Below are 25,064 nucleotides of genomic sequence, written 5' to 3'. Positions count from 1 at the left end.
GAGACGGAATATGAATTCCGTCCCTTTTGGTTAATTACTTATATAGGTTACCTCACCAGAAACAGGAACCGGTTTTGAAATTATATCCAATACCGGGCAATTGTCGATAGAAAGATCTTTCAGCTTTTGAAGCTTAACCGGATCATTTTCTTCGGTTTCAATAAACGTTTGATAACGAACATTGGTGAATCCGGGCCTTGCATCGGAGAGATTGAAAAATCCATGTAAGTCCAAATCTCCGGATACATCCACTTTTACCGATTTCAGGTCGATACCTAGTTGACCGGCATGGGCCTTAATCACGATTTCCTGGCAAGCGGCTAAGGCTCCCAATACATATTCAACGGGATTGGGTCCCTCATTCTCGCCTCCAAGGCTTTCCGGCTCATCCGATATAAATTCAAAATCGCGAGCTTTGATTTCGGAATGAAATCCGCGCTCAAGCTTAGAATTCACAGAGAAAGTGACGGCTGCATTCCCGGCATCCTCTTTTACAGCGTTGATGACACCAGTTATGGCATCATGCAGCTTTTTTTCAGTTTCTGGTTTTGTGGTTGTTACAGTGCTCATTGGTTGTGTATTTTAGTAGTTCGAGTGATCGTTCACAGACTTTCTGTGAATGGTTGTAAGTAGAGGGAGCGAGGCCTAAACTCGCTCCCTTTTTTGTTTTGAGTAGTGGACGATTAGGCAGGTACTTTAATTTTTGCGAATGCCTTTTCGAAATCCTCGACGATGTCGTCGATATGCTCGATTCCCACTGATACGCGAATCAGGTCTCCTTTCACGCCGCTTGCCTGCTGCTCACTTTCTGTGAGCTGTTGGTGTGTGGTTGAGGCAGGATGAATAACCAATGTCTTGGCATCACCTACATTGGCCAGGTGACTGGATAGTTGTACGTTTTCAATGAAATCACGCGCTGCATCATATCCGCCTTTCACGCCAAAGGTAAATACAGAACCGAAATGGCCTTCTTTAAGATATTTCTTCGCACGCTCGTGATAATCATGCTCAGGCAAGCCGGTAAAATTAATCCAGTCAACTGCCTCGTGATCTTTCAGCCAGTTAGCCAGTTTTATAGCATTTTCATTGTGGCGTTCAACTCGCAGGGATAGAGTTTCTAATCCCTGAAGTAACAGGAAGCTGTTGAATGGGGATTGAGCCGGACCAAAATCACGAAGCCCTTCAACCCGTGCACGGATGGCAAAAGCAATGTTGCCAAAAGGACCGTCTTCGCCGAATACTTCCCAGAAATTTAGACCATGGTAGGAAGGAGATGGTTCACTGAAGCCAGGAAATTTTCCATTGCCCCAATTGAAGTTACCCCCGTCTACAATTACACCTCCGATGGATGTTCCATGTCCGCCAATCCACTTGGTGGCAGAAGCCGTTACTACATTGGCTCCGTGCTTCAGCGGTTGAACGAGAGCTCCGCCAGCGCCAAAGGTGTTGTCTACTACAAGTGGGATATTGTTTTCCTTGGCCAGGGCAGACAATCCTTCAAAATCAGCCACGTTTCCACGTGGGTTACCGATGGATTCCACATAAATGGCTTTGGTATTTTCATCGATGTGCTTAGCAAAAGCTTCTACAGTGTCTTCTTCAGCAAAATGTACATCGATACCTAAGCGGGGGAGTGATACTTTGAATTGATTGTACGTTCCGCCGTAGAGATTCTGAGTAGCTACGATATTATCGCCAGCTTGGGCAAGGTTTGTAATTGCCAAAAACTGTGCGGCCTGCCCGGAAGCTGTAGCCAATGCAGCTGTTCCGCCCTCAAGAGCAGCCAGCCTGTTTTCGAAAACATCATTGGTTGGGTTCATGATCCGGGTATAAATATTGCCGAATTCACGAAGGGCAAAAAGGTTAGCTGCGTGCTCTGTGTCATCAAAGTTAAAAGAAGTAGTTTGATAAATAGGCACAGCTCTTGATCCGGTTGCCGGATCAGGTTCCTGTCCTGCGTGAAGTTGCAGGGTTTCAAACTTATAGTCGCGTTGTTCTTTTTCGTTACTCATGGTTAGTTGGTTTTTCGAGTGAGTGTTGTTGAGTTTATTGTTTTAGAAATTTATATAAGTCCGTCATTGAGAGAGATTCAACGACCAGCGGGAGTAAATCTCGTGGCAATCTCCTGGAAACGAAATCCTAAACTTATTCAGAGAGATTGCTTTGTAGTTAAACAGAAAGCTGGAATTCAAAATCATAGCTCCTCGTGATGACGATATGTTTGTTACAGAGTCCATTAGTTGGTTTCTTTTTTAGGTCGGATCAAAAACTGATGATCGACCTTGATACATCGTTTTTGGACGTATTGAATCCCTTTTTCTTCTACTTTCTTGCGTATTTCAGGATGATCGCCCGTTCCCAGTTGTAGCCAGATTACTTTTGGATTGATCTTAAGTGCTTCATCAACTACTTCCGGGATATCCTCCGGTCGGCGAAATACATCAACTACATCTACCGGGAAAGGGATACTTGCCAAATCGGGATAGCTTTTTTCACCCAGAATCTCATCGGCTCCGGGATTTACAGGGACAATTTGATATCCTGCTTCTTTTAGATAGCGGGCCACATACTGGCTATCGCGATGCCGGTTTCTGGAAATTCCGACCATGGCAATAGTTTTGACTTCATCCAGAAGTTCTTCCACCTCGTCGGTTTCTTTTGAGAGCTCTTTATCGGCCCTCATCTTTTTTAAATACCAGTCGTTATATGTTTTTCGCATGTTATCTAATTCAAAAAATCTAAATCAATTTGTCATCGCGAGGAGTATCTTTGTTTTATTATGGCTTCTTTTCTTTCCGACGATGCGATCTCCCTGAACTATTTGGAATCTCTTTTCAGGGAGATTGCTTCGTCGTTGTATTTCCGAAGTCTGAATTCAACGTTTGGGCTCCTCGCAATGACAGCCCTAAGCGGATCAAAATTCATTAAAACAAAAAAAGCCTCTTTCAGAGATGAATCCGAAAGAGGCTTTTAATATCAAAACCAATATCTGTTCGAACTCATCTTTTCCCCGGATCTTTACAGACCGGAGACAGGATGTAGCACCTTTCATCCCACATAACAAAATTATGTGCGACGCGGTTGCCAAGGCTTCAAAGGACCTGATCCCTCCACCTTTCGTAATGAGAATGCAACTATTGTAAAAGAACGAACGAAACTTAATCCAACAAAAAAGCCCTTCTGAGTTGCATTCAAAAGGGCTTATCTAAAATCTTTTCTTTATATCATCGCCCTTATGTCTGCGTCATGCACATACACATGCAACACATCATTGGACAAGAGCTGATAATATTTTGTTGAGTTAATTTCATTGCCCTAATGTTAAGGGTAGATAACGGAAGGCGCAAATTATTTTTTGATGGAACAGGGATGACACTGATATTACGGGTTGGCACAGATTTTAAATGGTTATTCTTTTTTGAACTTAACGCAGCTTTAAAAATCTTTTCAATCTCAAATAAACTAAAATCTTTAAAGCGATTTTTTTAGATAATTAAATCTTAAATAAGGGCTAAGGAGAGTGTGAAATGCATAAGAATTTATCAGGATAACCATTTAATGAAAATACGCCAATTTAATGAAAATACGCCAATCCGCGTCGTCCGTGTTCCATATCAATATCCCAGGTTTCGAACCCAGCCTTCTTTCTCTCTCCACTTTTCGCGGACCTTCACATGAAGCTCTAAATACACCTGCTTACCAATAAACTCTTCAATCGACTTTCGGGCTTCAATTCCCAGTTCCTTAATAGCAGAACCACCTTTCCCAATCAGCATGCCTTTTTGTGATTTTTGGTTAACAATGATGTCGGCATGGATACGATCGAGGTCGACTTCCGCATCATAAGAAACAACTTCTACTGTGCAGGAATACGGAATTTCCTGGTGAAATTGCAGGAATATTTGCTCGCGAATGAGCTCAGAAACAAAGAAACGAACAGGGTGTTCACTCAGGTCTTCTTTGGGGTAGAAGGGAGGTCCGGGCAATAATCCTTTTTTAATTTCTTCCATCAGTTCAGTCACTCCGGTTCCCATGGTAGCTGAGGTATAATGAACAGATCGGATTTTCATTTTCGATTCCAACTCAGCAACAGATTTTTCAGCCTTATCCTGATTCGCTACGTCCATTTTATTTACTACCAAATAAATCGGCTTGTTAATGGACTTGATGAGATTCACGACATCATCAGGGGGATGAGTATCCATAGGATCATGAATGAACAAAATAAGATCGGCATCTGAACGGGCTCGCTCCACCGTTTTCATCATGGCTTTTTGGAGCTCATACTTTGGGCTAATGACTCCCGGTGTATCAAGAAAAACAATCTGGGAGTTCTCATCTGAAAAAATTCCCACAATCTGGTGTCTGGTGGTCTGAGCCTTATGTGTGGTAATAGAAATCTTGGCACCCAGAATGTTATTCATCAAGGTAGACTTTCCTGCATTCGGCTTACCAATGATGGCTACATATCCGGATTTGTGGGGTTTGGTTTCTTCTGTCATATACTTATGGTTGTCATCGCGAGGAGCATCAAAGTTGAAATTCTATTTTAAAATCTTTTCGACGCTGCGATCTCCCTGAACTATTTGGGATGTTACAATCGGGAGATTGCTTCGTCGTTAAACAACTTATGCCTGGTTTACAATTCAGTCTCCTCGCAATGACGGTTTAATTCTTCTTCTAATCAACCAGTCTTTTGAGTTCTGTAATCAGCATCAGCGCTTCGATCGGGGTCATACGGTTTGGATCGGTGGCTTCGAGCTTATTCAATACCGTTTCAATTCTTGGATCTACATGCGTTTGAAACATCGTCATCTGAGAGGTTTCAGGTTGTTTATCTACTTTTTCTGAAAGATTTTTAGCGGCTTCTTTTTTGGATGAAGCCTCTTTCTCAATAGTCCCGTTTTTATTGGTGATGTCGAGACTGTGACTTTCGAGATTTTTGAGAATTTCCTTAGCTCGCTCAATCACAACTTGCGGAAGCCCAGCCATATCTGCGACTTGAATTCCATAACTGTGATCGGCTCCGCCCGGAATGAGTTTTCGCAGAAATACCACTTTTCCATCATGTTCCTTTACCTGCACGTTGTAGTTTTTGGTACGCTCATACATTTGCTCCAGCTCATTCAGCTCATGATAATGAGTAGCAAAGAGCGTTTTCGCAGCAACAGGTGCGTGGTTATGAAGATACTCAGCCAGCGACCAGGCGATACTCAAACCATCAAAAGTGGAAGTGCCACGACCAACTTCATCCAGCAAAATCAAAGATCGTGGGGTAGCATTATTCAGAATATTGGCGGCTTCATTCATTTCAACCAGGAAGGTACTTTCTCCGGCGGCCAGGTTATCGGAAGCCCCAACGCGGGTAAAGATCTTATCAACCAAGCCAATTTTAGCTTCTTTAGCGGGCACAAAACTCCCGACTTGGGCAAGCAAAACAATCAGGCCGGTTTGGCGAAGAATGATACTTTTACCCGCCATATTCGGTCCGGTTATGATCAGGATTTGCTGCTCGTCATTATCCAGCTTAATATCATTCGGAATAAATGGCTCACCCATAGGCAGCGATTTTTCCACCACGGGATGACGACCTTTCTTGATATCAATTTCTTCATGATCACCCACTTCCGGTTTGGCATAATTATTCCGGAAGGCGATTTCGGCAAAACCCTGAAGGCAATCCAGCTCGGCAATGGCGTGAGAAACCTGCTGAACGTCATCGGCAAACTCGGCAACATACAGCCTCAGTTCTTCAAAAAGCTCATATTCCAGCGTTTTACTTCGCTCTTCAGCCGATAGTACTTTTTCTTCGACCTCTTTCAGCTCCGGGGTAATGTAACGCTCGGAATTCACCAGCGTCTGCTTACGGATGAAACTTTCCGGCACTTTGTCTTTATGGGTATTAGTTACTTCGATGTAGTAACCAAACACTTTGTTGTAACCAATCTTGAGGGAAGGAATGTTATGCTCTTTTGCCAGATCATCTTTAATCTTGGCGATATATTTTTTCCCGTTTTTGGCGATATCTCTGAGCTCATCCAGTTCATCATTAAAAGCATCTTCGATCATGCCGCCGTCGCGCACGCTGGCCGGAGGATCGTCTTTAAGAGCTGTATTAATTCGTTCCTGAACTTCAATCAATAATTTCAGGCGGCTCGAAATATTTTCAAGCAGTGGATCTTCAATTCCTGAAAATTGAGATTTCAATCGCGGAATTTGAGCCAGCGAAAGTTTCAGTTGAACTACATCGCGGGCATTGGTTCGGCCCATTGCAATCCGAGAGATGAGGCGTTCCATATCACCAACTTGCTCCAGCTCCTCCCGAAGTGTTTGCCGGATGTCAGTATTTTTGTAGAGTTTCTCGACGGCATCCAGTCGCTGCTGAACGGGCTTTAGTCTTTTCAACGGACGCATAATCCAACGGCGGAGCAACCGGCCGCCCATAGCTGTGCAGGTGTCATCCAGTATGGAAATCAAGGTTCCATCCGTTCCGCCTTCCTGAATACTGGCGGTAAGCTCGAGATTTCGTTTGGTGGCAGCGTCCAGGCTCATGAATTCACTGCTTTCATAAGCGTATAGCCGGCGCAGGTGGCGTAAATAAGCTTTCTGCGTTTCCTGCATGTAGTGCATCAGCGAACCGGCGGCAACATGTGCTACTTTCAGGTTTTCAACACCGAAACCCTTCAGAGAATGTGTTTCAAAATGGTCAGTGAGCAGGTTATACCCATAATCTCCATCATATACCCAATCTTCAATGTAGCTGATGTTATGGTGCGTCAGCTTTTCATCCAGCTTATTCTTCCTTTTTTGCTGAACCAGAATTTCTGAAGGCTGTATGGCAGCAAGTAAACTGTCCAGGTTTTTCTCATCTACATGACTGAGGGCAAATTCACCGGTTGAAATATCTGAGAAGGCAACTCCAACCGTCGATCCATCCCAATGAAGGGAAGCGATGTAGTTGTTACGTTTATGATCCAGCAGCTTTTCCGACATAGTAACGCCGGGGGTAGTAATCTCGGTAACCTCACGCTCCACAATTTTGCGTCCAGCCTTTTTGGCTTCTTCCGGATCCTCAGTCTGATCACAAACAGCTACTTTATAGCCTTTTTTGACTAGCTTGGGTAAATAATTATCTAATGCATGATAGGGAAATCCGGCCAGCGGAGTTTGGTCACCCCCATTATTTCTTTTGGTGAGGGTAATACCCAATTCTTTGCTTACCAGCTGGGCATCATCGGCAAAAGTCTCATAAAAATCTCCAACCCGGAACAGTAGAATAGTTCCAGGGTGTTCATCTTTAATCTGAAAATACTGCCGCATCAGCGGAGTCTGCTTTTTTTTAGCACTCATGCGCTTAAAATACCTGTTTAAATGCTGATAGATTGCTGAATTAAGGTGTGGAACTTACCAATGTATTACCTGAAAAACTATGTGCGAAATGTTTGTTTGGAATTAACTCTACATCCTGCGAATTTTACCCTTCATCAAATTGTATACATCTTTTGGAGAAACACAAAGAATTTTGGAAACGGGTTTTAAAGCTGGCAGGCAAAAAAGACATCTTTTTCAATGCCTCAGCCATCACCTTCAATTTGTTTATTTGTGCAATTCCTTTCGTCTTAATCCTGATTTCGATTATCGGGTATGTACTCTCAGTGGATGAGGCATTTAATGAAATTGTGCGTTATGGACGCGAATTCTTCCCCAGCTTTACCTACGAAACCCAGAATAATGATGTATTTCAAGGAGCAGTAACTATAGAGTCGCTGCTTCGCCCGCTGGTTGGAGCCCGTCAAATTTTCGGAATCATCGGTATTATTGTACTCATGTTTTTTACCCAGGGATTGCTCCATAGCCTTAAGCATGTACTCTTCGATACTTTTGATATTAAAGAGCGGAAACACCCCGTGATGGATGTAGTGTATAACTTTTTTGGGTTTAGTTTGATTGGAACGGTATTCCTGTTTTTCAGTCTCGCTGTTTCCACCATTTCTTTGTTTAACCTGAGCAGAATAAATGTGCCTTTTACAGATATTGTAATTGAGCTTCCCTGGATTTATGACTTTTTGAATATCGTGCTGCCCATTATTCTGGCTTTTATGATCTTATATGTGGTCTTCCGGTTTGTAAGTGAGCGTAAAATAAAGCCCAAAGTAGCTTTGATGGCAGCCCTGACGTATACCTTGCTCTTCGAAATCGCTAAATTTGGACTGAGCACATATCTCGAATACGCCTTTTCAACCTACCGGTATTTTTACCAGGGCTATACTATACTTATCCTATTGGGAGTATGGACTTTTTATACAGCGCTTCTATTCGTGATTAGTGCCATCATGGCAAGGGCATACAAAGATGTATTTTTAGGGAATCGGCCAGCTATTGAAGAAAACCCATACACAGCTATTTCCTGATGGCTTCAAAACTACCCCGCAGTTTTTACGAACGTGATGATGTAGTGCAAATCAGTAAAGAGCTAATCGGGAAGGTGATATGTACAAATTTCGATGGAGTACTTACAAAAGGAATTATAGCAGAGACGGAAGCCTATAACGGGCGAACCGATAGAGCCTGTCATGCTTATCCGGATGTCAGAACAGCCCGCACGGAGACTATATATGGCCCGCCAGGTTATGCCTACATATATTTGTGCTATGGAATTCACCATCTTTTTAACGTAGTGACAAATAAAGAAGGACTGGCCGATGCTATTCTGATTCGGGCAATTAAACCTGTTGAAGGTGAAGATGTAATGGTTCAAAGAAGAGGAAGGGAAAAACTCCAGCCTGTTATTACAAATGGTCCGGGTAAGTTGTCACAGGCTTTGGGAATCACTACTTCAAATAATGAGAGTGATCTTCTTGGGGATATAATCTGGATTGAAGATCGTGGGATTAAGTTCGAGGAAGAGGAGATAGCTTCGAGTCCCAGAATCGGAGTTGACTATGCCGGTGAGGATGCAAAATTACCCTGGCGCTTTACTATTAGGGATTCAAAATGGGTAAGTAAATAAAAAACCCGATGCATTTGCACCGGGCGTGAATATCAATCTAATCTAAAATTAGAAGACGATTAACCGTCATTTCCATCATTAGATTCAGTTTCTCCCGCAGATTCACTTTTGATCTCTTCGAAACGCTTTGCAACTTCAGGATGAGACTGAATAGCCTGGGCAATTTGTTGAAATTTTTGTGGAGAAAGTCCTTCATCTTGTATGGCAGTCATATAACCTTGCTGAACTTTCATGGAAATTTCCTGCAGCTTTGGTTGAACTGATTGGAGGGTCTTTTTTTCTTCTTCAGTAACATTTACCTGACCGGCCATTTGTGGATTTTGCTGAGCCATCATGATTTGCTGAAAACGGCTATACTCCATGTCCTGACCAGCAATAACTTCTCTCATCTGAGTATCGGCCTCTTTTTGAAGACCTTGAACCGCTTCAGATACATTAACAACCATTTCGAGTTGTTCATCAGTGACTTCTTCAGGGCTTAATGGTTCAGGCTGAGGCGGCATTTGCTGTTGTTGTGCAAAAACAGTAGCTGTGCTAAGAACTGCACCCAAGATTAAAACAAATGTATAACGCACTAATTTTTTCATAAAAGGTATTTAGTTTAAGTATTGAATTATTAATGAATAACTAACGGTAAGTATTATACTAATGCAAACCCATGCAGGAAATAAATGTTCTGCTTCTTCCATGTTTTTACACCTTCTAACATTAGTAAAGGAAAATTTGCAGTTTGCTTCCTCTGAGGAGCAAAAAGAATTAATAATGATTTAACATTAAAGGAAATTATTCTCTGATTCGTTGTGTTGTGGGGTTAACACAACTCTAAAATCTTAAATATTTGCAACACCAATGAAAACATTAAATAAATTAACATCTGTATTAGCATTAACAATATTTATTCTGTCATCTTTAGCTTTAACAAAGTATGCTGCTACCAGCTGGACAATTGATAAAGCGCACAGTGCCATTAATTTTGAAGTAACTCACTTTTTTACCCCGGTAAATGGTGAATTTAACGATTACGAAGCCACAGTTAATTTTGACCCTGAGAATCTTGAAGAAAGTATGATCGATGTCAAAATTATGGTGAAGAGCATTGATACAAACAACGAGAGAAGAGATGGCCACCTCAAAACAGCTGACTTCTTCAACGCAGAAAAATGGCCACACATCACTTTTAAAAGCTCTAGTATTGAAAAGACAGGAGAGAATAAATTTGTAGCAAATGGTACGCTCACGATCAAAGATGTTTCCAAAGAGGTCGCACTGCCATTTACATTGTTAGGCGTTAAGGATAACCCAATGAAAGAAAATACACTTGTAGCGGGTATTACAGCTTCAACAACTTTAGACCGCACTGACTACACCGTGGGTACCGGCGACTGGGCTTCTGATGCTGTAATTGGTGACGAAGTAACGGTTGATCTCAATCTTGAATTGAACAGCAAGAAAGGAACAAACTCCGATACTTCTAAATAAATTTAGAAAATCCGGTTATTTCGAAAGCATCGTTTCATTTGAGGCGATGCTTTTTTTATTTTAGGGATTATAACAAGCACCAAACAGATCAATGAATAAGAAACGCTTTTTAGTTTTATCCGGATTTATCATCATTGCGGCACTCTCAAGAATTATTCCGCATCCATATAATTTTGCACCTATCGGAGCAATGTCCATTTTTGGGGCCGCGTATTTTACAGATAAGAAATTTTCTTTTCTGGTGCCGCTCTTTGCGATGTTTATAAGTGATCTGCTGGTCAATAATGTACTCTATGCGAGCTTTTATGGCGGCTTTACTCTTTTTACACCTGGTTTTTATTGGATGTATGGAGCTATAGCACTGATCGTAGTTGCCGGTATTTTTATTCTGAAAAAAGTGAATACAAAAACTGTAGTGGCCGGAAGCTTAAGTGCCTCCATTATCTTTTTCCTGATAACAAATTTTGGCGCGTGGCTCGGTAATCCTATGTATCCTCAGGGCATAGAGGGTTTATTTATGAGTTATGCCGCAGGCATCCCATTTTTCCATTATACCGTACTTGGAGATCTTTTCTATTCCGGTGTGATGTTCGGAGCCTTTGAATATGCCAAGACCAGAACCCCTGCTCTCCAAAAAATATAAAGGTTAGTTTAATTTCATTTTTTATAGGCCGATAAGAGCATTATAATTGCTGTGCTTTAAATTATGATCAGCCTCTGATAAATTCAGAGTTACCAAATTATATTATGTTCGAATTATTTCCGGATCAACCGGTCTATGATTACCCAACCTTATTAAATGTATTCTATTCGCTGGTTTGGGCGTTTGCTCTTTCTTCGTTAATAGCTATTACTCATAAAGTCACTTTTTCGGGACATCAATATCCTAAGAATTTTTTCCAGGGACTTGCTCTGGGATCTATTGTAGCAGCCATGGTTATGATGGCAATTGGTGATAGTCTTGCCCGTGGCTTAGGTGCGTTTGGGGCCTTGGCTATGATACGTTTCAGAACCCGAATACAGGATGTAAGAAACATCTTATTTATTTTTGCCTCACTTAGTGTTGGTTTAGCTATTGGTGTATTTGGCTATACTATTGCCTTTGTGGGTACAGTACTGTTTTGTACAATGGCTTTAGTACTTCATTTAAGTCCTTTTAGCACCAAGGATGGAGTGCGTGGAACACTTACTTTCCGCCTTCAGGATGGTAAGGGTCATGATACTGTGTTAAGCATTTTGGATAAATATTGTACCGATTATGATGATGTTGAAATCACAGCGCGAAACAACGGTCGTTATGATTATGAGTATCAAATTGAATTTATGGATGAGAGAAACAATCGAAAGTTTCTTGAAGAAATGAGAGCGATAGAACATACCTTAAGAGTGCGGATTACTTTCAAAGATTTCCAGGAAAATAATTAAGGAAGGAGGATGCCATGCTTAAACAAATAAACTCCTTTTACTTATTTATAGCCATCCTTTTTGCGGGGCTTTTTGCGGTGAATTCTCAATACTTCAAGGGTAGCAAATCGTTTGTTGGGGTTACCTACTCAAAAGTTTATAACATCAATATTGAGAAACCAGCCATCGTTAAAGCTACTCATGTGGTTCCAGGGCAAACGGTTAAGCCGGGTGAAATATTAGTAGAACTGGAAAGCCCTCAGCTTAATCTGGAAATACAGCGGCTTAGAAAAGAGATAGAGATTTTTGAGTCCCAGAAAAAAGAACAACAAAAGTTGCTGGAATCGGAGCGGGAATTATTAGAATCCCAGAAAAAAATCATTCAAAGTGAAATCGATAACGAAGTTCAGCTCCTGCAGCGGAGAATTCAATTAAACCGATCACTCACAGATTCTATACTGGAAAATAAAAGCAGGAATTTTGGAAGCGATACGTTAGGCACTCTTCAGCTTCAAATTAAGTCTATAAAACAGAAAGGAGAGTTGGAGCTGGAAGCTGTCAATATTCAAATAGCAGATTTAGAACAAGATCACAATTTTGATCAATCCCAATTAGAGGCTAAGCTAGAGTTGGCAAAACAGGAGTTAAACTGGAAAATTCAGGAAGACCGTAACCTGAATAAATACGCTAGTTTTTCGGGTGTGGTCGAAAATGTGTATATAAAACCTAACGAACATGTCCAGGAATTTACCCCGTTGATTTCCATTAACCCGGTACACCCTACATCTGTTGTGGGGTATCTGGTAGGTAAAAAAGACAGAACCCAAAGACTCGGGCAGAAAGTTACAGTTCGCTCTATGGAACATCCTGAGCTAGAAACCACAGGTTCAATCATAGGATTTGGATCGGTAGTTCTACTGCCCGATGTGCTCCAAAAAACAACTACGATTCAAACTTTTGGTTTGGAAGTTTTTATTGAAATACCAGAGGATAATGAGTTGCCCGTGGGAGAGAAAATAATTGTGCGATGAGAAGAAAAAAGGCTTTTTTTCTAGGGGCAGCTTTAGCTTTATTCTTTTTCCTTTCTGTTGAGGTTAGAGCACAAAAGTCTGTCTCAGATTTCTTATTGACTGCGTTTGAAGATCGTAATACGTCTCATTATGATGCTCAAATTGCTTTTCTGAAGCCACGAAAATATCGTTACCCTGCTGTGGATGAAATTGAACTTCGAATGGGGAACGATGAACAAACGTATGAAGACCTGCAGTATGCAATCCGGGTCCGTCCGGGAAATCCATGGAGGATCAGGCGCAACAATGCGTTGTTCAATGCCACCAGAGAAGAACTAAAGTTGCAGAAAAGGCTTGAGTTCAAAGAGAACATGTTTTTAAGGTATGAGTTGGCATTACAGTATTTTTATAATCTGGAATTAACAGAGCAGATAGAGCAAAGGCTGGATATCATTTCACGAAAAGCAAGTATCATGGAAACCAACTTGCAAAGTGAGCTATTTGACGGGAAGGATTATTCAGAGGCTAAACTGGATCAGGTTGAAGCCATAGAGAAGTTGGAAGAGGCTTTTGTAGAATTAAATCAGGCACAAGTTGAAATTGAACTGATTCTTGAAACGGGAAATTTAAACTGGGAGGATTTCACGCTCATTGATGTGGAAACCCTGGCAGATATTTCCGGGGAAATAACAGGGCGTTCACGTTCATCTGTGGAATTGGATCTTATCTCACAACAGGCAGAAGTGGCACGTCAGGAGGGAAGAGTAGAGAAAGCCGATTTTGATATTGGATATGCTCAATTGGAGTATTTCCCTTTTACCGATAGAAAATCGAATTATGGATTTTCGGTAGGAGTTACGCTGCCGATTTTTAAAAATAATAAGCCACAGATTGCTGAAAGGAAGCTGGATGAAATTGAGCTAAAGGGTGAGTTTGAATTTATTCAATACCGCGACTCAATAAATAGAATCAGAGAATATGAGCACTTGAGAAACCTCGTCACTCAGCACAGGCTTATTATCAAGAAAAAAGAAGAGCTTAACTTAAAAGCGATGTCAACTAATCTGGCTAACAGTGAAGAGTTCGATCCTCTTATTATTCTTGACCTTCGGGAAGGCATTGTTAAACTGGACGAACTAATTTTGAAATCAAAATACCGGGTTTTAACGCAGTTTATTGATTTTCTTTATACTTATGATGTACTTACAAATTCACCATTAACCAATTATCTTTCTCAAGATCTAATTCTTATAGAATGAATATTCTGATTACAGGCGCCACCTCCGGAATTGGAAAAGAACTTGCCCTTCAGCTCTCAATAAAAGGGCACAAAGTAGGTTTGATGGGCCGGCGGACAGAAAGGTTGGAGGAACTCAAGGATGAAATTGGGGAGTTGGCCTACATCAGAACCCTGGATGTAACGGATCACAAAAAAGCCGAAGAAGTGTATAATAGTCTGATCGAAGAAATGGGTGGAATGGACATCATGATTCTGAATGCTGGAATAGGGCGTATTCAAATGTTGCCACCCTGGGAAGCAGAATCAAAATTGATTGAGGTTAATGCACTGGCCTTTGCTCATGGTTGCCACTTCGCTTTAGATTATTTCAAAAATCAGGAAAGGGGACAAATTGTGGGGATGTCGTCCATGGCCGCTTTGCTGGCCCATCACAGAGCTGCAGCATACACCGCTTCAAAGCATTTTATTTCAAACTATATGAAAGGATACCGTCAGAAGGCGAAGCGGATGGATGCAGATATTACGGTCACTGAAATCAGACCGGGCTATGTCTGGACGGAAATGACAGAGAGGGCTCGTGGAATGTTTTGGGTTGCACCAGTAGAGAAGGCCGTTCAGCAGATGATAAGCGGGATAGAGAAGAAGAAAAATTATGTATATGTAACCAAGCGCTGGCAGCTACTAGCATGGGTCGCGAAATTGGTTCCGGAATGGCTTTGGGATCGAATTTAGTTTTTATTTCTTCGGCAACGCTCGCTGCAGTATTTCACATGCTGCCAATCATCTTCCCATTTTTTGCGTCATTTGAAAGGACGGTTACAGACCGGGCATATCTTTTCAGGGAAATCCGATTTCTTAACCGCTTTACTCATTACTTTTAAACAAAGATAGTCTGGCGGGACCTTTCGCTTTATTTAAAACTTCAGATACAGATTTAGCTTTTCTTTTAAGGCTTGCTAGTTTCTCACTTTGAAGTTCACCAGCCATGGTTCGAACTTCATCAACATGGTCTTTCCAAATGTCAGTGAATAGGTCTTTGGTTACTTCTGTTGGGGAAACAGATTCACCTCTTCCTCTCTTTTTCTTCATCGGAAGAATACGACCTTTATTCTCTTGCTTTGATTTCTTCATAACTTTCCTCAAGGTTTATCATAGGCTTTGGATAAGATTTTCCAATCTCTACGGAATATAACGTTTGTTGTTCGGGATTCATTTTATAAGGCTCATGAATAAATTCTTCAGGTACTTTTTCTAATTCAGGCAGCCAGTTCCTTGTATATTCGCCCTTTTTGTCATACTTCTGAGCCTGATTAATAATATTGAAATATCGATTTCTCGGATCATGACCAACTGTAGAATTATAAGCCCAGTTTCCATAATTGCTACATGGATCGTAATCAAGTAAAAGCGATTCGAAATATTCAGCTCCCATCCGCCAATCGATATTCAGGTTTTGAGCAAGAAAGCTGGCAACATTTTGCCGACCTCGATTGCTCATATAGCCTGTAGCGTTTAATTCACGCATGTTAGCATCAATAAAAGGAATTCCGGTGTTACCTTCAGCCCATTTTTTGAAATCTTTAGGATCAGTCCTCCAGCTTCTGTCTTTACCTTGTATGCCAGGTGCAAAGAATAAACGATCGCCATTCTTCCATGCTGAGAACCGAAAGTAGTCTCTCCAAATAAGTTCAAAGATCATCCAATAGGTGGAGATATTACTTTGTCTTTCTTCCTCATACCTTTTTACTTCCCAATAAATCCTTCGCGGTGATAAGGCCCCATTTGCCAGCCAGGGTGAAAACTTTGACGAATAATCTGCACCAAGTAAACCATTCCGGGTATACTTGTAATTCTTCAATTGATCCTGATTCCAGAAATATTCTTCCAGCCTTTTTAGTGCTTCGTCTTCTCCACCTTTAAAGTTCAAGACTGCGCGATCATCCTTTGGTGTAGCTTTCAGACCCAGTTCTTTTAGGGAAGGGAGGGATTCTGTTTCAACATCAGGAATCAGTTTCACGTCCTTTCGAAAACCCAACTCTTTTCGAGCCTCTGACTGCTTTTCAGTTTTCTTTCGAAACTGGGTAAAAATATCGGGAATCTCATTTTTAGTGAATGGAATATCATTGATATGAAATAGAGTGCTTCCCCAAACAAAATTCAGTTTATCTCCAACAGATTGTTTGATCTTTTCTTCAACATCAATTTCTTCACGGGTAATTTCCTTATGGGCAAATAACAGGTCAATGCCATGCTTTTCGATTACATCAGGTAAGATTTCTTCCGGCTTACCTATCCTGATAGCTAAATTAAGATTATGACTTATCAGATTTGATTTAAGGTTGTCTAAAGATTCCAGTAGAAATTTGGCACGGTGTGAACCGGTTTTTGGAAAACCGAAAGAAGTAGTCCCATAATGCCGGGGATCAAAAATGTATACGGGTAAGATCTCATCAGCTTGTGAAGCTTTAGCCAAAGCTTCATTATCATGAAGCCGGAGATCATTTCGAAACCAGATAAGGGATCTTTTCATAGGCTTTTGTGGAGTATAAACTGAAATAGCTTGTTTTCATTCCAAAGGATGATTGTAAAAAATCGCAGGAAACCAGAAAACAATTTGTGTTTAAAAAACAGTTATGATTCCTTTAGGCAAATAAAACAAAGTACATTCTTATGCGATATTTACCTTTACTGATCAGTCTGTTTTTGTTGCTCTCCTGTAGCTCAGAACGTTCCTCTGAACAGAAATCAGATACTTCAATTTCACTTGGTTACCTGGAAGCTCCTGCAGGGTTTAAGGTTAGCATTTACGCTGATAGTGTGCCTAATGCCCGGCAAATGGCAATGAGTGAAAACGGCATTCTTTATGTAGGTACACGGAGAGATGGCAGAGTTCATGCAGTTGTAGACCGGGATAATGATTTTAGGGCAGACACCATTTATACCATTGCTTCTGGCCTTCGCTTACCGAACGGGGTAGGTTTAAAAGACGGCGATTTGTACGTGGCTGAAGTCAGTAAAATCTGGCGCTTTGATGACATTGATAACAATTATAAATACTCGCCTGAACCGGTTTTAGTAACAGATGATTATCCTACAGAAGGTCACCATGGATGGAAGCACATTGCCTTTGGTCCAGATGAAAAGTTGTATGTACCCGTTGGAGCCCCTTGTAATGTTTGTAATGAAGAGAACCCGATTTTTGCATCTCTCACACGAATAAACCCGGATGGTTCTGGTCGGGAGATTATTGCTCAGGGAATCCGGAATACAGTTGGTTTTACGTGGCATCCTGAAACCGGAAATCTATGGTTTACAGACAATAATCGCGACTGGATGGGGGATGACCTGCCACCCGGGGAACTAAATGAACTAACTGAAGAGGGGCAGCACTTTGGGTTTCCTTTTCTTCATGCCAATGATGTTTGGGACCCTGAATTTGGAGAAACCGGAAAGCAAATGGATACGGAATTTAAAACTCCGGTTCGTGAGTTAGGTCCACATGTTGCACCTTTAGGAGTGATGTTCTATACAGGTGAGATGTTTCCTGAATCCTACAAAAATCAGGCGTTTATTGCCGAGCACGGAAGCTGGAATCGCAGCGAGAAAATTGGGTATCGGGTTACGATGGTGAAATTCGATAAAAGTGGTAATCCAATATCATATGAACCATTTATTGATGGATGGTTGCAAGGTGAAGAAGATGTGCGGGGACGTCCGGTTGCCCTGCTTCAGTTAAAGGATGGATCTATCCTTATATCTGATGATGATGGTAATAAAATTTATCGGGTTACATACGAAAACTAACAATTTGAAAATGAACCTAAACTCACATTTGGGAGTTTATATCGGTATATTTAGCATTCGAAAATTTTGAAGACAAACACCTATCAATAAATGAAAAATGTTGTTTTAATTCCCGGTGATGGAATCGGGTCGGAGATTACTAATTCCGTAACTACTATTCTGAAAGAAGCCGGAGCTGAAATTAACTGGATTGAATGCTCAGCTGGATTAAAGGCCTACGAAGATTCTGGGAACCCACTTCCCGAAGAGACTATTGAAGCTCTGGACGAACATAGAATATCCTTAAAAGGACCTCTTACTACGCCTGTAGGTTCTGGTTTTAGATCAGTGAATGTGGCTCTTCGTCAAAAATTCAACTTATACAGTAATATCAGGCCTGCCCGTACCCTGCCAAGTATTGATAGCCCGTTTCGCGGAGTGGATATGGTGCTTTTCCGGGAAAATACTCAGGGCCTTTACATTGGAAAAGAAGAGTGGAAAGAAGAGGCTGATAACAAAAAGCATGCAGAGGCCATTGCAGTTGTAACAGAAGAGGCGAGTGAAAAAATAATCCGCGCTGCTTTTGAATATGCCGTTAAGAATGAACGTAAGAAGGTCACCCTGGTTCATAAAGCCAATATTCTAAAGCTAACAACAGGATTATTCTTAGAAGTTGGGAAAAGGGTTGCCAAGGATTACGATGAAATTGAGTTTCAGGACCTGATTGTTGATAACATGGCGATGCAAATGGTACTCAAGCCTCAGCAATTTGACGTGGTAGTTACCACCAATTTGTTTGGAGATATTTTATCTGATTTGGCATCAGGTTTAGTTGGTGGACTTGGAGTAACCGGTGCAGCCAATATTGGTGATGATGCAGCTATGTTTGAAGCGGTACATGGTTCTGCTCCAGATATAGTTGGAAAGAATATCGCAAACCCAATGGCGCTTTTGTTTTCTTCTCTCATGATGTTGGAGCATATTGACCAGAAGCAGGTAGCTGAGAACATCCGAAAGGCTGTTTATAAAACCCTTGTTGAGAAAAAGGTGTATTGCACTCCGGATATCGGAGGTGAAGGAACAACCTCAACATTTACACAGGCAGTGTGTGACAATATTTGATTGAATACATTTCAATATTATACAAAAAGGCTGCTTTATAGCAGCCTTTTTTATTTTATACAGGGACTGGTAAAAGCGTTATTTTTTTTAGCCAAAAAGCTTAAACAACGCCCAGCTAATCATAGACATAACCAAACCGAAAGCGAGTGCCCAACCAAAGCTTTTTACTTTAAATCCTTCTACCATAGCATCAACCAACATAATTAAGGCTGCGTTAATCACCCAAACAAAAAGTCCGAAAGTTAGAATGGTGATTGGCAAGCTAAGGATCAGTAAAATCGGTTTCACCAAAACATTGATGATGGCAAGCAGAGCCGCTACAAAAATAGCACTCCAAAAGTTTTTAATTTCAACTCCTTTCAGTAAGCTTGCGGTAGCATATATGGAGACACTATTCAATAACCAGGCCCAGATCATAATGGTGGAATTTTGTTAAAAGTGGCTTTGCTGTACGAACCTGATGACAAAATGGTTACATTAATTCAAAAATAGATGGTATGGAATTTGTATATAAGTCGTTTGAAGAACTCAGTTCAGCTCAACTGCAAGATGTGTTCAGGCTCAGACAAAGAGTCTTTATAATAGAACAAGAATGTTTTTATGAGGACATTGATGGGGCAGATAATAAGGCGAACCATCTTTTGATTTATGAAGGCGGTAAACTCGGCGCTTACTTACGGGTTTTTCCGTTTGGGGTGAAATATGAAAAGGAAGCAAATTTGGGACGGATTGTCGTAGATCCGGAATTCAGAGGAACAGGCTTAGGAACAAAACTTATCAAAAAAGGCATTTCATTGTGTGAAAAAAGACCTATTCGAATTGAGGCTCAGGCTGCTTTGAAAAAGTATTATAATGAACTTGGGTTTAGGGAGGAAGGGGAGATATATGTTGTTGATGGTATCGACCACCTTCAAATGGTCTTAGCTTAACTCTTCTTTTTTATTTTTAAGCTCATCAATTACTTCAAGATATCCTTTTTCCAGCTCATCTATTAAAGCAGGTATTAAGTTTAGATTATTCTCTTGCTTACCATATTCTTCTAAATCTTGAGCTGTTTCGTTTAAACCTGTGAGCCCAACATATAAAAACATGGGCTTCAATTTATGAGATTCAGCTCCCAATTCTTTCCAATTCTTCTCATCATGAGCCTCTTTAATCTTTGAGATGTGTTTGGGCGTTTCTGATAACATTAGATCTAACATCTCAATCATGACCTCGTTATCGTTTCCCGTAATGTTTTCCAAATAACTCAGATCAATTTTCCCCATAAACCAATAGTCTCTTTATGCTTAGTGAAACTAATGTAGCTAACTTTTCTCAAATAAAGTAGACAAATGTGAAGCTTAAATTTTGAAAAAATATTTTTGAAACGCAGAAACCCCATGCTTATTAAAGCAAAGAATAGATTAAATGAAAGAGTAGGTCAGCCTGTAAATATTACAATGCCTACCAAAACAAGCACAACGATTTTAAGAATAAAAGATTTCCAATTTCTCATTTCAAAATATTTACTAACCAAAGAGGAATTGGATTGAAAGCAATTATATGGTAAAAGTCAAGTTATCCACACTCTTAAGAATAAATTTTTCTGTAAAAAAATTATTCCAGACTACAATTAAGGCTTTTTTTTATTTCTAATCAGTAAACAGGATGAATTATCCACAAGCTATTATTCTACTGTTACGCTCTTGGCAAGGTTTCTGGGTTGGTCTACATTACATCCCCGATTTACAGCAATGTAGTATGAAAGCAATTGAAGCGGGATGACTGTCAACAAAGGGGAAAGTACATCCATGGTTTCCGGCACTATCGATTTAAATTCTGCAAGTTCTTCAACTTCTTTGTTACCTGGTGTTGTGATGGCTATAATACGTCCTTTTCTAGCTCTTACCTCTTCTATGTTACTAATCATTTTGTCATTAGTATGTTGAGTTGCGGCAATTACAACTACCGGCATCATTTCATCAATTAAGGCGATAGGACCATGCTTCATTTCAGCTGCAGGATATCCTTCTGCATGAATGTATGATATTTCTTTTAACTTCAATGCTCCTTCAAGTGCAACTGGGAAACTATAGGATCGTCCCAGGTACAAGAAATTCGGAGCATAAGAAAAGAGATTAGAAATATTTTTTATCTCGTCAGTATGCTTGAGGATTTCTTCAATTTTTTGAGGAATTTTGGATAATTCACCAATCAGTTTTTTTGCTTCCTTACTATCAATGGTCTTTTTATAGAGTGCAAGCTTGATAGCAATCATAGTGAGTACTGTTACCTGTGCTGTAAATGCCTTTGTAGAAGCTACACCAATCTCAGGTCCGGCATGAATATAAACTCCGGCATCAGTTTCTCTGGCTATAGTGGAACCAACAACATTGACTACCCCAAGAACAAGTGCTCCACGGGATTTTGCTTCACGTAATGCGGCCAAAGTATCGGCAGTTTCTCCACTTTGAGAAATCACAATCATTACATCGCCTTCTCCAATTAGTTGCTCTTTGTATCGAAACTCAGAAGCATATTCTACTTCAACAGGAATTTTAGCGAGATATTCGAACAGATATTCACCGACTAATCCCGAGTGCCAACTGGTTCCGCAAGCCGCTATGATTATTCTGTTGGCATTTACCAACTGGTCCATGACACTTTCAATACCACCGAGTGTTACTGTTCCGTCTTCTGCATTAATCCGGCCACGCAAACAATCCGAAAGAGCCTTAGGTTGCTCAAAGATTTCTTTAAGCATAAAGTGGTCGTACCCACCTTTTTCAATTTCTTCAAGACTAAGCGCCAGTTCGTGGATTTCTTTGGAGAGCTCAATTTGATCTGCTGATTCTACCGTATAGTCATCTTTCTTAATCACAGCGATTTCACCATCATCCAGGTAAACAACTTTGTCGGTATAAGCCGCAACTGCAGAAGCATCAGAGGCGATCAACATTTCTCCTTCTCCCACACCCAGTAAAAGGGGAGAACCTTTACGTGCTACAATAATCTGGTCTGGAAAATCAGAATGAACTAAAGCGATTCCATATGTGCCACTTACCTGATGCAAGGCTAACTGAACTGCTTTTTTAATATCAGAGGAATCCTTTTCTAAAAAACTCTCAATAAGCTTTGTAAGAACTTCGGTATCGGTCTCAGAATAAAAAGTATATCCCTGATCACTTAATTTCTTTTTCAGGGTATTATAGTTTTCAATAATCCCGTTGTGAACCAAAGCTAATTTGCCATTACGACCTGTATGCGGATGAGAATTTACATCATTGGGCTCTCCATGAGTAGCCCATCTGGTATGTCCAATTCCAATGGTCCCCTTTTCCGATGCGGTAATCATTTTTTCCAGAGAAGCTACCTTTCCCTTACCTTTTTTTATTCTCAGCTCTCCATTAATGACAGCCAATCCAGCTGAATCATAACCTCTGTATTCAAGTCTCTTGAGTCCATCAATAATAACTTTGCTGGCTTGTTTATCACCAACGTACCCTACGATTCCACACATATTATTTTCAAATATTAAAAATTTTTTTTGGTGCTTTTAATCCTTAAATATAATGCGAAGTTTAAAGAATGACGATTTTAATTTACGACTAAATATATTTCCGGAATGAAAATCTGTTTTTTTGAAGATAAGCAAGTCGAGAGTTTTTATCCGCTTACGCTAACGCGGCCCATGGATGACCTTAGGCTCGGAATTTTGACCATTCGAGAAAAGTGGTTGAGGGCATTAGATAAAACTTCATATTGCCGACTATTACCAAAACATCTAAAAGGGGTGTTTGAACAGGGAAATATGACCGAAAGCGATGAAGTAACCTGGATTAACTCAAGGTTTTTACCATCACAAGATTTATTGTCGGCTATTAATGAGTTAAAAGTAGGGCAGCGTTTGGTGTTTAAAAATGTTTCTGTTGTGGCAAAGGTTAGTCATGAAAATTCCGGGAAATTATTTAATGAAAATATTTTTTCAGAGCAGGGTTTAGAAAAAATTGAATTGGATAAAGCTATTCATATTGAACATTTATGGGATTTGTTATCGTTGAATTCCTATGAAATTGAGAAAGATATTCAGCTTATGGGGTTGAAAGCAGTTTCTGAAAGGACCAATTATACATTAGATTCAGTGCATCATCCTTCAAATACATTTATTGGGGAAGATGTTATGATTGAGCCCGGATGTATATTTATTGCTAAAGATGGGCCGGTGGTAATTCAGGATGGAGCTACAATCGAAGCAGGTAGTATATTGAGAGGACCTGTTGTGGTTGGGGAAGGTGCTACTGTAAAAATGGCTGCTCGAATTTATGGTGGTACAACTATTGGTCCCGTTTGCAAGGTTGGAGGAGAGGTATCGGGATGCATCTTTCATTCTTATTCCAACAAAGCACATGATGGCTTTGCTGGTAACTCAATTTTTGGCCAATGGGTGAACTTAGGTGCTAATACAATCACCTCGAACCTGAAAAACGATTACAAGAATATCGAGGTCACAGACTGGACATCAAAAGAGCAGATACAGACGGGAAAACAGTTTTTGGGGACCGTAATGGCCGATCATTCGAAAACGGCTATCAACACCATGCTGAATACGGGTACCATTTGTGGGGTGAGCTCCAATGTGTTTATCGATGAGCTCTCTCCAAAAGTCATTGATTCATTCACCTGGCTAGGCCCACGCGGACCTGCAATCTATCGTTTTGAAAAAGCAATAGAAGTTATGCAGGCCATGATGAAGCGTCGGGATGTTGAACTAACCGATGACTATGAGCGGATGATGAAACATATATTCACTTCCCGCTAAAATAATCAGGGTAAATTTATTTCATCATACATTGCATTGGTTTGTATGATGTTTCCTTCCATGTTACCAAGATACCGGCGAGCTTCTAAGTATCGGTTGGTATTGTACGCATCAAAGTTGGAAGCCGTAGAATCCACACTGCTAATCCGCACCTGTCTCGAGGAATGTATAAATTGATTATTTCCAATCCACATTCCCACATGTACAACCCGTCGGCTTCTGTTTTCTGTGGCAGGACTACCAAAAAACAATAAGTCTCCTGTTTGTAACTCACTCCAGTTTTTTTCATCATCAACTTTGACACCTGCATGTACTTGTTGAGAAGCGTCGCGTGGGATTATCAATCCATTCATAAGGTAAATAGTTTTCGTAAATCCACTACAGTCTACTCCTTTTGTTGATGTGCCTCCCCAGAGATAGGGGATTCCCATCATGGTTCTTGCGGTTTGCGCCAAAGATTGCTGAGTGGCCTGCAGATCTTCATTCCACTTCGCAAAAGACGTGGCTTCATTTTTTGGGATGAAACCTTCCCTGCCATCCGGATAAGAAATTTTGTAATAACTCCCACTGGTGCCTTCAAGTTTAACAATGTTGCCGGCAGCCAAGTCACTTACTTTTTCGGAATTTCCAGAAGGAGAGGAGTAAGCAAACCCATATGTAGAAAGGTAAATCAGTTTATCAGCGGCTTTCCAATCAAGGTACTCAGCCTTACTCATTTGATGCATTCCGCCACTGTCAATCCAGGATAAATAGTCTTCGGGGGTGCGAACATAATACCATCCTCCGTCTTTTTTAAGAATCTGTAAAGGCATGCCCAGCAAAGCCTGTGTGGCGAGTTGAGCTGAATGCCGGGGTTCTGATCTGATATTGGAAACTGAGTTGTTTACCAGTCCATATATTTTTTCACCTAATTCAGCTGAAGGCAGAACACGGATGCTGTCTATATATGAAATATTGGTTTTTGAAAGAGAATCAAGCAGTGCTTGTTTTGCTTCGGGGAGTGTGGTTTCTCCGGTAAGAAGAAAAGGGTTTCCGTCTTCCAATTGCACATTAAATTGATCAACTCTTGAGTCTGGGACAAATGTATGTTCTACACTATCTATTATTCCCCGAAGGGTCTGATGCTGGGAGTCGCTACAAGCTCCCAGCATCAGCATTAAAACCAAAGCTAGTTTTAAAGGATACAGTACGTATTTCATAGTTTATTTTTAGTCT

General features: G+C 40.7%; 24 protein-coding genes, 1 pseudogene and 1 riboswitch. Of the genes and pseudogenes, 12 read left to right on the top strand and 13 right to left on the bottom strand.

Annotated features, from left to right (window positions below; genetic code table 11):
• Positions 1–30: 30 nt before the first annotated feature.
• The 5 genes from RIB15_RS03040 to mutS form a co-directional block, all read right to left on the bottom strand.
• Positions 31–570: an OsmC family protein gene (locus tag RIB15_RS03040; RefSeq protein WP_350200676.1), complete on the bottom strand. Its 540-nt coding sequence runs from the start codon at positions 568–570 to the stop codon at positions 31–33.
• A 113-nt stretch (positions 571–683) separates the two neighbouring features.
• Positions 684–2,012: an O-acetylhomoserine aminocarboxypropyltransferase/cysteine synthase family protein gene (locus tag RIB15_RS03035; protein WP_350200675.1), complete on the bottom strand. Its 1,329-nt coding sequence runs from the start codon at positions 2,010–2,012 to the stop codon at positions 684–686.
• 224 nt (positions 2,013–2,236) lie between these two features.
• Positions 2,237–2,719, bottom strand: a complete 483-nt coding sequence (locus RIB15_RS03030) for a CoA-binding protein (protein WP_350200674.1) — start codon at positions 2,717–2,719, stop codon at positions 2,237–2,239.
• Between the two features lie 277 nt (positions 2,720–2,996).
• A riboswitch (SAM riboswitch) is annotated at positions 2,997–3,129 on the bottom strand.
• A gap of 485 nt (positions 3,130–3,614) precedes the next feature.
• Positions 3,615–4,502: a GTPase Era gene (era, locus tag RIB15_RS03025; RefSeq protein WP_350200673.1), complete on the bottom strand. Its 888-nt coding sequence runs from the start codon at positions 4,500–4,502 to the stop codon at positions 3,615–3,617.
• Between the two features lie 178 nt (positions 4,503–4,680).
• Positions 4,681–7,350, bottom strand: coding sequence for a DNA mismatch repair protein MutS (gene mutS / locus RIB15_RS03020; RefSeq protein WP_350200672.1), 2,670 nt, complete (start codon positions 7,348–7,350; stop codon positions 4,681–4,683).
• A 152-nt stretch (positions 7,351–7,502) separates the two neighbouring features.
• Here mutS and RIB15_RS03015 point away from each other — a divergent pair, with 152 nt between their 5' ends.
• A complete protein-coding gene (locus RIB15_RS03015) occupies positions 7,503–8,411 on the top strand; it encodes a YihY/virulence factor BrkB family protein (RefSeq protein ID WP_350200671.1) in 909 nt (302 codons plus the stop codon).
• On the top strand, positions 8,411–9,010 hold the full coding sequence (locus tag RIB15_RS03010) for a DNA-3-methyladenine glycosylase (protein ID WP_350200670.1): 600 nt from the start codon (positions 8,411–8,413) through the stop codon (positions 9,008–9,010). Before RIB15_RS03015 ends, RIB15_RS03010 begins: the two co-directional genes overlap by 1 nt.
• A gap of 59 nt (positions 9,011–9,069) precedes the next feature.
• Here the strand turns inward: RIB15_RS03010 and RIB15_RS03005 are convergent, their stop codons facing one another.
• Positions 9,070–9,597 (bottom strand): DUF4168 domain-containing protein, encoded by a 528-nt coding sequence (locus RIB15_RS03005; RefSeq protein ID WP_350200669.1) that lies wholly within the window; start codon positions 9,595–9,597, stop codon positions 9,070–9,072.
• A gap of 262 nt (positions 9,598–9,859) precedes the next feature.
• On the opposite strand from RIB15_RS03005, the gene RIB15_RS03000 reads away from it, so the two are divergent.
• The 6 genes from RIB15_RS03000 to RIB15_RS02975 all read left to right on the top strand — a co-directional run bounded on the left by RIB15_RS03000 (position 9,860) and on the right by RIB15_RS02975 (position 14,875).
• The gene (locus tag RIB15_RS03000) at positions 9,860–10,489 is read left to right on the top strand and encodes a YceI family protein (RefSeq protein ID WP_350200668.1); all 630 of its coding nucleotides are present in this window, start codon (positions 9,860–9,862) and stop codon (positions 10,487–10,489) included.
• Positions 10,490–10,580: 91 nt separating this feature from the next.
• The gene (locus tag RIB15_RS02995) at positions 10,581–11,132 is read left to right on the top strand and encodes a DUF6580 family putative transport protein (RefSeq protein WP_350200667.1); all 552 of its coding nucleotides are present in this window, start codon (positions 10,581–10,583) and stop codon (positions 11,130–11,132) included.
• Positions 11,133–11,236: 104 nt separating this feature from the next.
• On the top strand, positions 11,237–11,914 hold the full coding sequence (locus RIB15_RS02990) for a DUF4956 domain-containing protein (protein WP_350200666.1): 678 nt from the start codon (positions 11,237–11,239) through the stop codon (positions 11,912–11,914).
• A gap of 14 nt (positions 11,915–11,928) precedes the next feature.
• Positions 11,929–12,924: an HlyD family secretion protein gene (locus RIB15_RS02985; RefSeq protein WP_350200665.1), complete on the top strand. Its 996-nt coding sequence runs from the start codon at positions 11,929–11,931 to the stop codon at positions 12,922–12,924.
• On the top strand, positions 12,921–14,162 hold the full coding sequence (locus RIB15_RS02980) for a TolC family protein (protein WP_350200664.1): 1,242 nt from the start codon (positions 12,921–12,923) through the stop codon (positions 14,160–14,162). Before RIB15_RS02985 ends, RIB15_RS02980 begins: the two co-directional genes overlap by 4 nt.
• Entirely contained in the window at positions 14,159–14,875 is a 717-nt protein-coding gene (locus tag RIB15_RS02975) for an SDR family NAD(P)-dependent oxidoreductase (RefSeq protein WP_350200663.1), read from the top strand. Before RIB15_RS02980 ends, RIB15_RS02975 begins: the two co-directional genes overlap by 4 nt.
• Here the strand turns inward: RIB15_RS02975 and RIB15_RS02970 are convergent.
• The 3 genes and pseudogenes from RIB15_RS02970 to RIB15_RS02960 form a co-directional block, all read right to left on the bottom strand.
• Positions 14,872–15,015, bottom strand: a pseudogene (locus tag RIB15_RS02970) (DUF2256 domain-containing protein). The gene RIB15_RS02975 and the pseudogene RIB15_RS02970 sit on opposite strands and share 4 nt — an antisense overlap.
• Positions 15,008–15,274 carry a DUF3253 domain-containing protein gene (locus RIB15_RS02965; RefSeq protein ID WP_350200662.1) on the bottom strand — a complete coding sequence of 89 codons (267 nt, stop codon included), beginning with the start codon at positions 15,272–15,274 and terminating at the stop codon, positions 15,008–15,010. Before RIB15_RS02965 ends, RIB15_RS02970 begins: the two are co-directional and overlap by 8 nt.
• Positions 15,249–16,673: a DASH family cryptochrome gene (locus RIB15_RS02960; RefSeq protein WP_350200661.1), complete on the bottom strand. Its 1,425-nt coding sequence runs from the start codon at positions 16,671–16,673 to the stop codon at positions 15,249–15,251. The genes RIB15_RS02965 and RIB15_RS02960 overlap by 26 nt, the downstream gene beginning before the upstream one ends.
• A gap of 140 nt (positions 16,674–16,813) precedes the next feature.
• Between RIB15_RS02960 and RIB15_RS02955 the strand changes: the two genes are divergently transcribed.
• Both RIB15_RS02955 and RIB15_RS02950 read left to right on the top strand, forming a co-directional pair.
• Complete coding sequence (locus RIB15_RS02955) at positions 16,814–17,947, top strand: PQQ-dependent sugar dehydrogenase (RefSeq protein WP_350200660.1); 1,134 nt, start codon at positions 16,814–16,816, stop codon at positions 17,945–17,947.
• A gap of 90 nt (positions 17,948–18,037) precedes the next feature.
• The gene (locus RIB15_RS02950; RefSeq protein WP_350200659.1) at positions 18,038–19,048 is read left to right on the top strand and encodes an isocitrate/isopropylmalate dehydrogenase family protein; all 1,011 of its coding nucleotides are present in this window, start codon (positions 18,038–18,040) and stop codon (positions 19,046–19,048) included.
• Positions 19,049–19,135: 87 nt separating this feature from the next.
• Here the strand turns inward: RIB15_RS02950 and RIB15_RS02945 are convergent, their stop codons facing one another.
• Positions 19,136–19,465 (bottom strand): phage holin family protein, encoded by a 330-nt coding sequence (locus tag RIB15_RS02945; protein ID WP_350200658.1) that lies wholly within the window; start codon positions 19,463–19,465, stop codon positions 19,136–19,138.
• An 80-nt stretch (positions 19,466–19,545) separates the two neighbouring features.
• Here RIB15_RS02945 and RIB15_RS02940 point away from each other — a divergent pair, with 80 nt between their 5' ends.
• The gene (locus RIB15_RS02940) at positions 19,546–19,977 is read left to right on the top strand and encodes a GNAT family N-acetyltransferase (RefSeq protein ID WP_350200657.1); all 432 of its coding nucleotides are present in this window, start codon (positions 19,546–19,548) and stop codon (positions 19,975–19,977) included.
• Here the strand turns inward: RIB15_RS02940 and RIB15_RS02935 are convergent.
• Together RIB15_RS02935 and glmS are read right to left on the bottom strand one after the other, a co-directional pair.
• Positions 19,969–20,316, bottom strand: coding sequence for an Hpt domain-containing protein (locus RIB15_RS02935; RefSeq protein WP_350200656.1), 348 nt, complete (start codon positions 20,314–20,316; stop codon positions 19,969–19,971). The genes RIB15_RS02940 and RIB15_RS02935 overlap by 9 nt on opposite strands.
• 401 nt (positions 20,317–20,717) lie before the next feature.
• Positions 20,718–22,550 (bottom strand): glutamine--fructose-6-phosphate transaminase (isomerizing), encoded by a 1,833-nt coding sequence (gene glmS / locus RIB15_RS02930; protein ID WP_350200655.1) that lies wholly within the window; start codon positions 22,548–22,550, stop codon positions 20,718–20,720.
• A 105-nt stretch (positions 22,551–22,655) separates the two neighbouring features.
• Between glmS and RIB15_RS02925 the strand changes: the two genes are divergently transcribed.
• Entirely contained in the window at positions 22,656–23,849 is a 1,194-nt protein-coding gene (locus RIB15_RS02925) for a putative sugar nucleotidyl transferase (RefSeq protein ID WP_350200654.1), read from the top strand.
• Positions 23,850–23,854: 5 nt separating this feature from the next.
• Here RIB15_RS02925 and RIB15_RS02920 read toward each other — a convergent pair whose 3' ends face one another.
• Complete coding sequence (locus tag RIB15_RS02920) at positions 23,855–25,048, bottom strand: C40 family peptidase (RefSeq protein ID WP_350200653.1); 1,194 nt, start codon at positions 25,046–25,048, stop codon at positions 23,855–23,857.
• Positions 25,049–25,064 lie beyond the last annotated feature (16 nt).

This window comes from Gracilimonas sp. (assembly GCF_040218225.1).
In the GTDB taxonomy this organism is placed as follows: Bacteria; Bacteroidota; Rhodothermia; order Balneolales; family Balneolaceae; genus Gracilimonas.
The sequence above is the reverse complement of the archived record's forward strand: the minus strand, read 5'-3'. Positions and strand labels throughout refer to the sequence as shown.

Bases quoted from the DNA above. Each gene is read 5' to 3' on its own strand.
- RIB15_RS03040 (WP_350200676.1), bottom strand. From the start codon at position 570: ATGAGCACTGTAACAACCACAAAACCAGAAACTGAAAAAAAGCTGCAT.
- RIB15_RS03035 (WP_350200675.1), bottom strand. From the start codon at position 2,012: ATGAGTAACGAAAAAGAACAACGCGACTATAAGTTTGAAACCCTGCAA.
- RIB15_RS03030 (WP_350200674.1), bottom strand. From the start codon at position 2,719: ATGCGAAAAACATATAACGACTGGTATTTAAAAAAGATGAGGGCCGAT.
- era (WP_350200673.1), bottom strand. From the start codon at position 4,502: ATGACAGAAGAAACCAAACCCCACAAATCCGGATATGTAGCCATCATT.
- mutS (WP_350200672.1), bottom strand. From the start codon at position 7,350: ATGAGTGCTAAAAAAAAGCAGACTCCGCTGATGCGGCAGTATTTTCAG.
- RIB15_RS03010 (WP_350200670.1), top strand. From the start codon at position 8,411: ATGGCTTCAAAACTACCCCGCAGTTTTTACGAACGTGATGATGTAGTG.
- RIB15_RS03005 (WP_350200669.1), bottom strand. From the start codon at position 9,597: ATGAAAAAATTAGTGCGTTATACATTTGTTTTAATCTTGGGTGCAGTT.
- RIB15_RS03000 (WP_350200668.1), top strand. From the start codon at position 9,860: ATGAAAACATTAAATAAATTAACATCTGTATTAGCATTAACAATATTT.
- RIB15_RS02995 (WP_350200667.1), top strand. From the start codon at position 10,581: ATGAATAAGAAACGCTTTTTAGTTTTATCCGGATTTATCATCATTGCG.
- RIB15_RS02990 (WP_350200666.1), top strand. From the start codon at position 11,237: ATGTTCGAATTATTTCCGGATCAACCGGTCTATGATTACCCAACCTTA.
- RIB15_RS02985 (WP_350200665.1), top strand. From the start codon at position 11,929: ATGCTTAAACAAATAAACTCCTTTTACTTATTTATAGCCATCCTTTTT.
- RIB15_RS02980 (WP_350200664.1), top strand. From the start codon at position 12,921: ATGAGAAGAAAAAAGGCTTTTTTTCTAGGGGCAGCTTTAGCTTTATTC.
- RIB15_RS02975 (WP_350200663.1), top strand. From the start codon at position 14,159: ATGAATATTCTGATTACAGGCGCCACCTCCGGAATTGGAAAAGAACTT.
- RIB15_RS02965 (WP_350200662.1), bottom strand. From the start codon at position 15,274: ATGAAGAAATCAAAGCAAGAGAATAAAGGTCGTATTCTTCCGATGAAG.
- RIB15_RS02960 (WP_350200661.1), bottom strand. From the start codon at position 16,673: ATGAAAAGATCCCTTATCTGGTTTCGAAATGATCTCCGGCTTCATGAT.
- RIB15_RS02955 (WP_350200660.1), top strand. From the start codon at position 16,814: ATGCGATATTTACCTTTACTGATCAGTCTGTTTTTGTTGCTCTCCTGT.
- RIB15_RS02950 (WP_350200659.1), top strand. From the start codon at position 18,038: ATGAAAAATGTTGTTTTAATTCCCGGTGATGGAATCGGGTCGGAGATT.
- RIB15_RS02945 (WP_350200658.1), bottom strand. From the start codon at position 19,465: ATGATCTGGGCCTGGTTATTGAATAGTGTCTCCATATATGCTACCGCA.
- RIB15_RS02940 (WP_350200657.1), top strand. From the start codon at position 19,546: ATGGAATTTGTATATAAGTCGTTTGAAGAACTCAGTTCAGCTCAACTG.
- RIB15_RS02935 (WP_350200656.1), bottom strand. From the start codon at position 20,316: ATGGGGAAAATTGATCTGAGTTATTTGGAAAACATTACGGGAAACGAT.
- glmS (WP_350200655.1), bottom strand. From the start codon at position 22,550: ATGTGTGGAATCGTAGGGTACGTTGGTGATAAACAAGCCAGCAAAGTT.
- RIB15_RS02925 (WP_350200654.1), top strand. From the start codon at position 22,656: ATGAAAATCTGTTTTTTTGAAGATAAGCAAGTCGAGAGTTTTTATCCG.
- RIB15_RS02920 (WP_350200653.1), bottom strand. From the start codon at position 25,048: ATGAAATACGTACTGTATCCTTTAAAACTAGCTTTGGTTTTAATGCTG.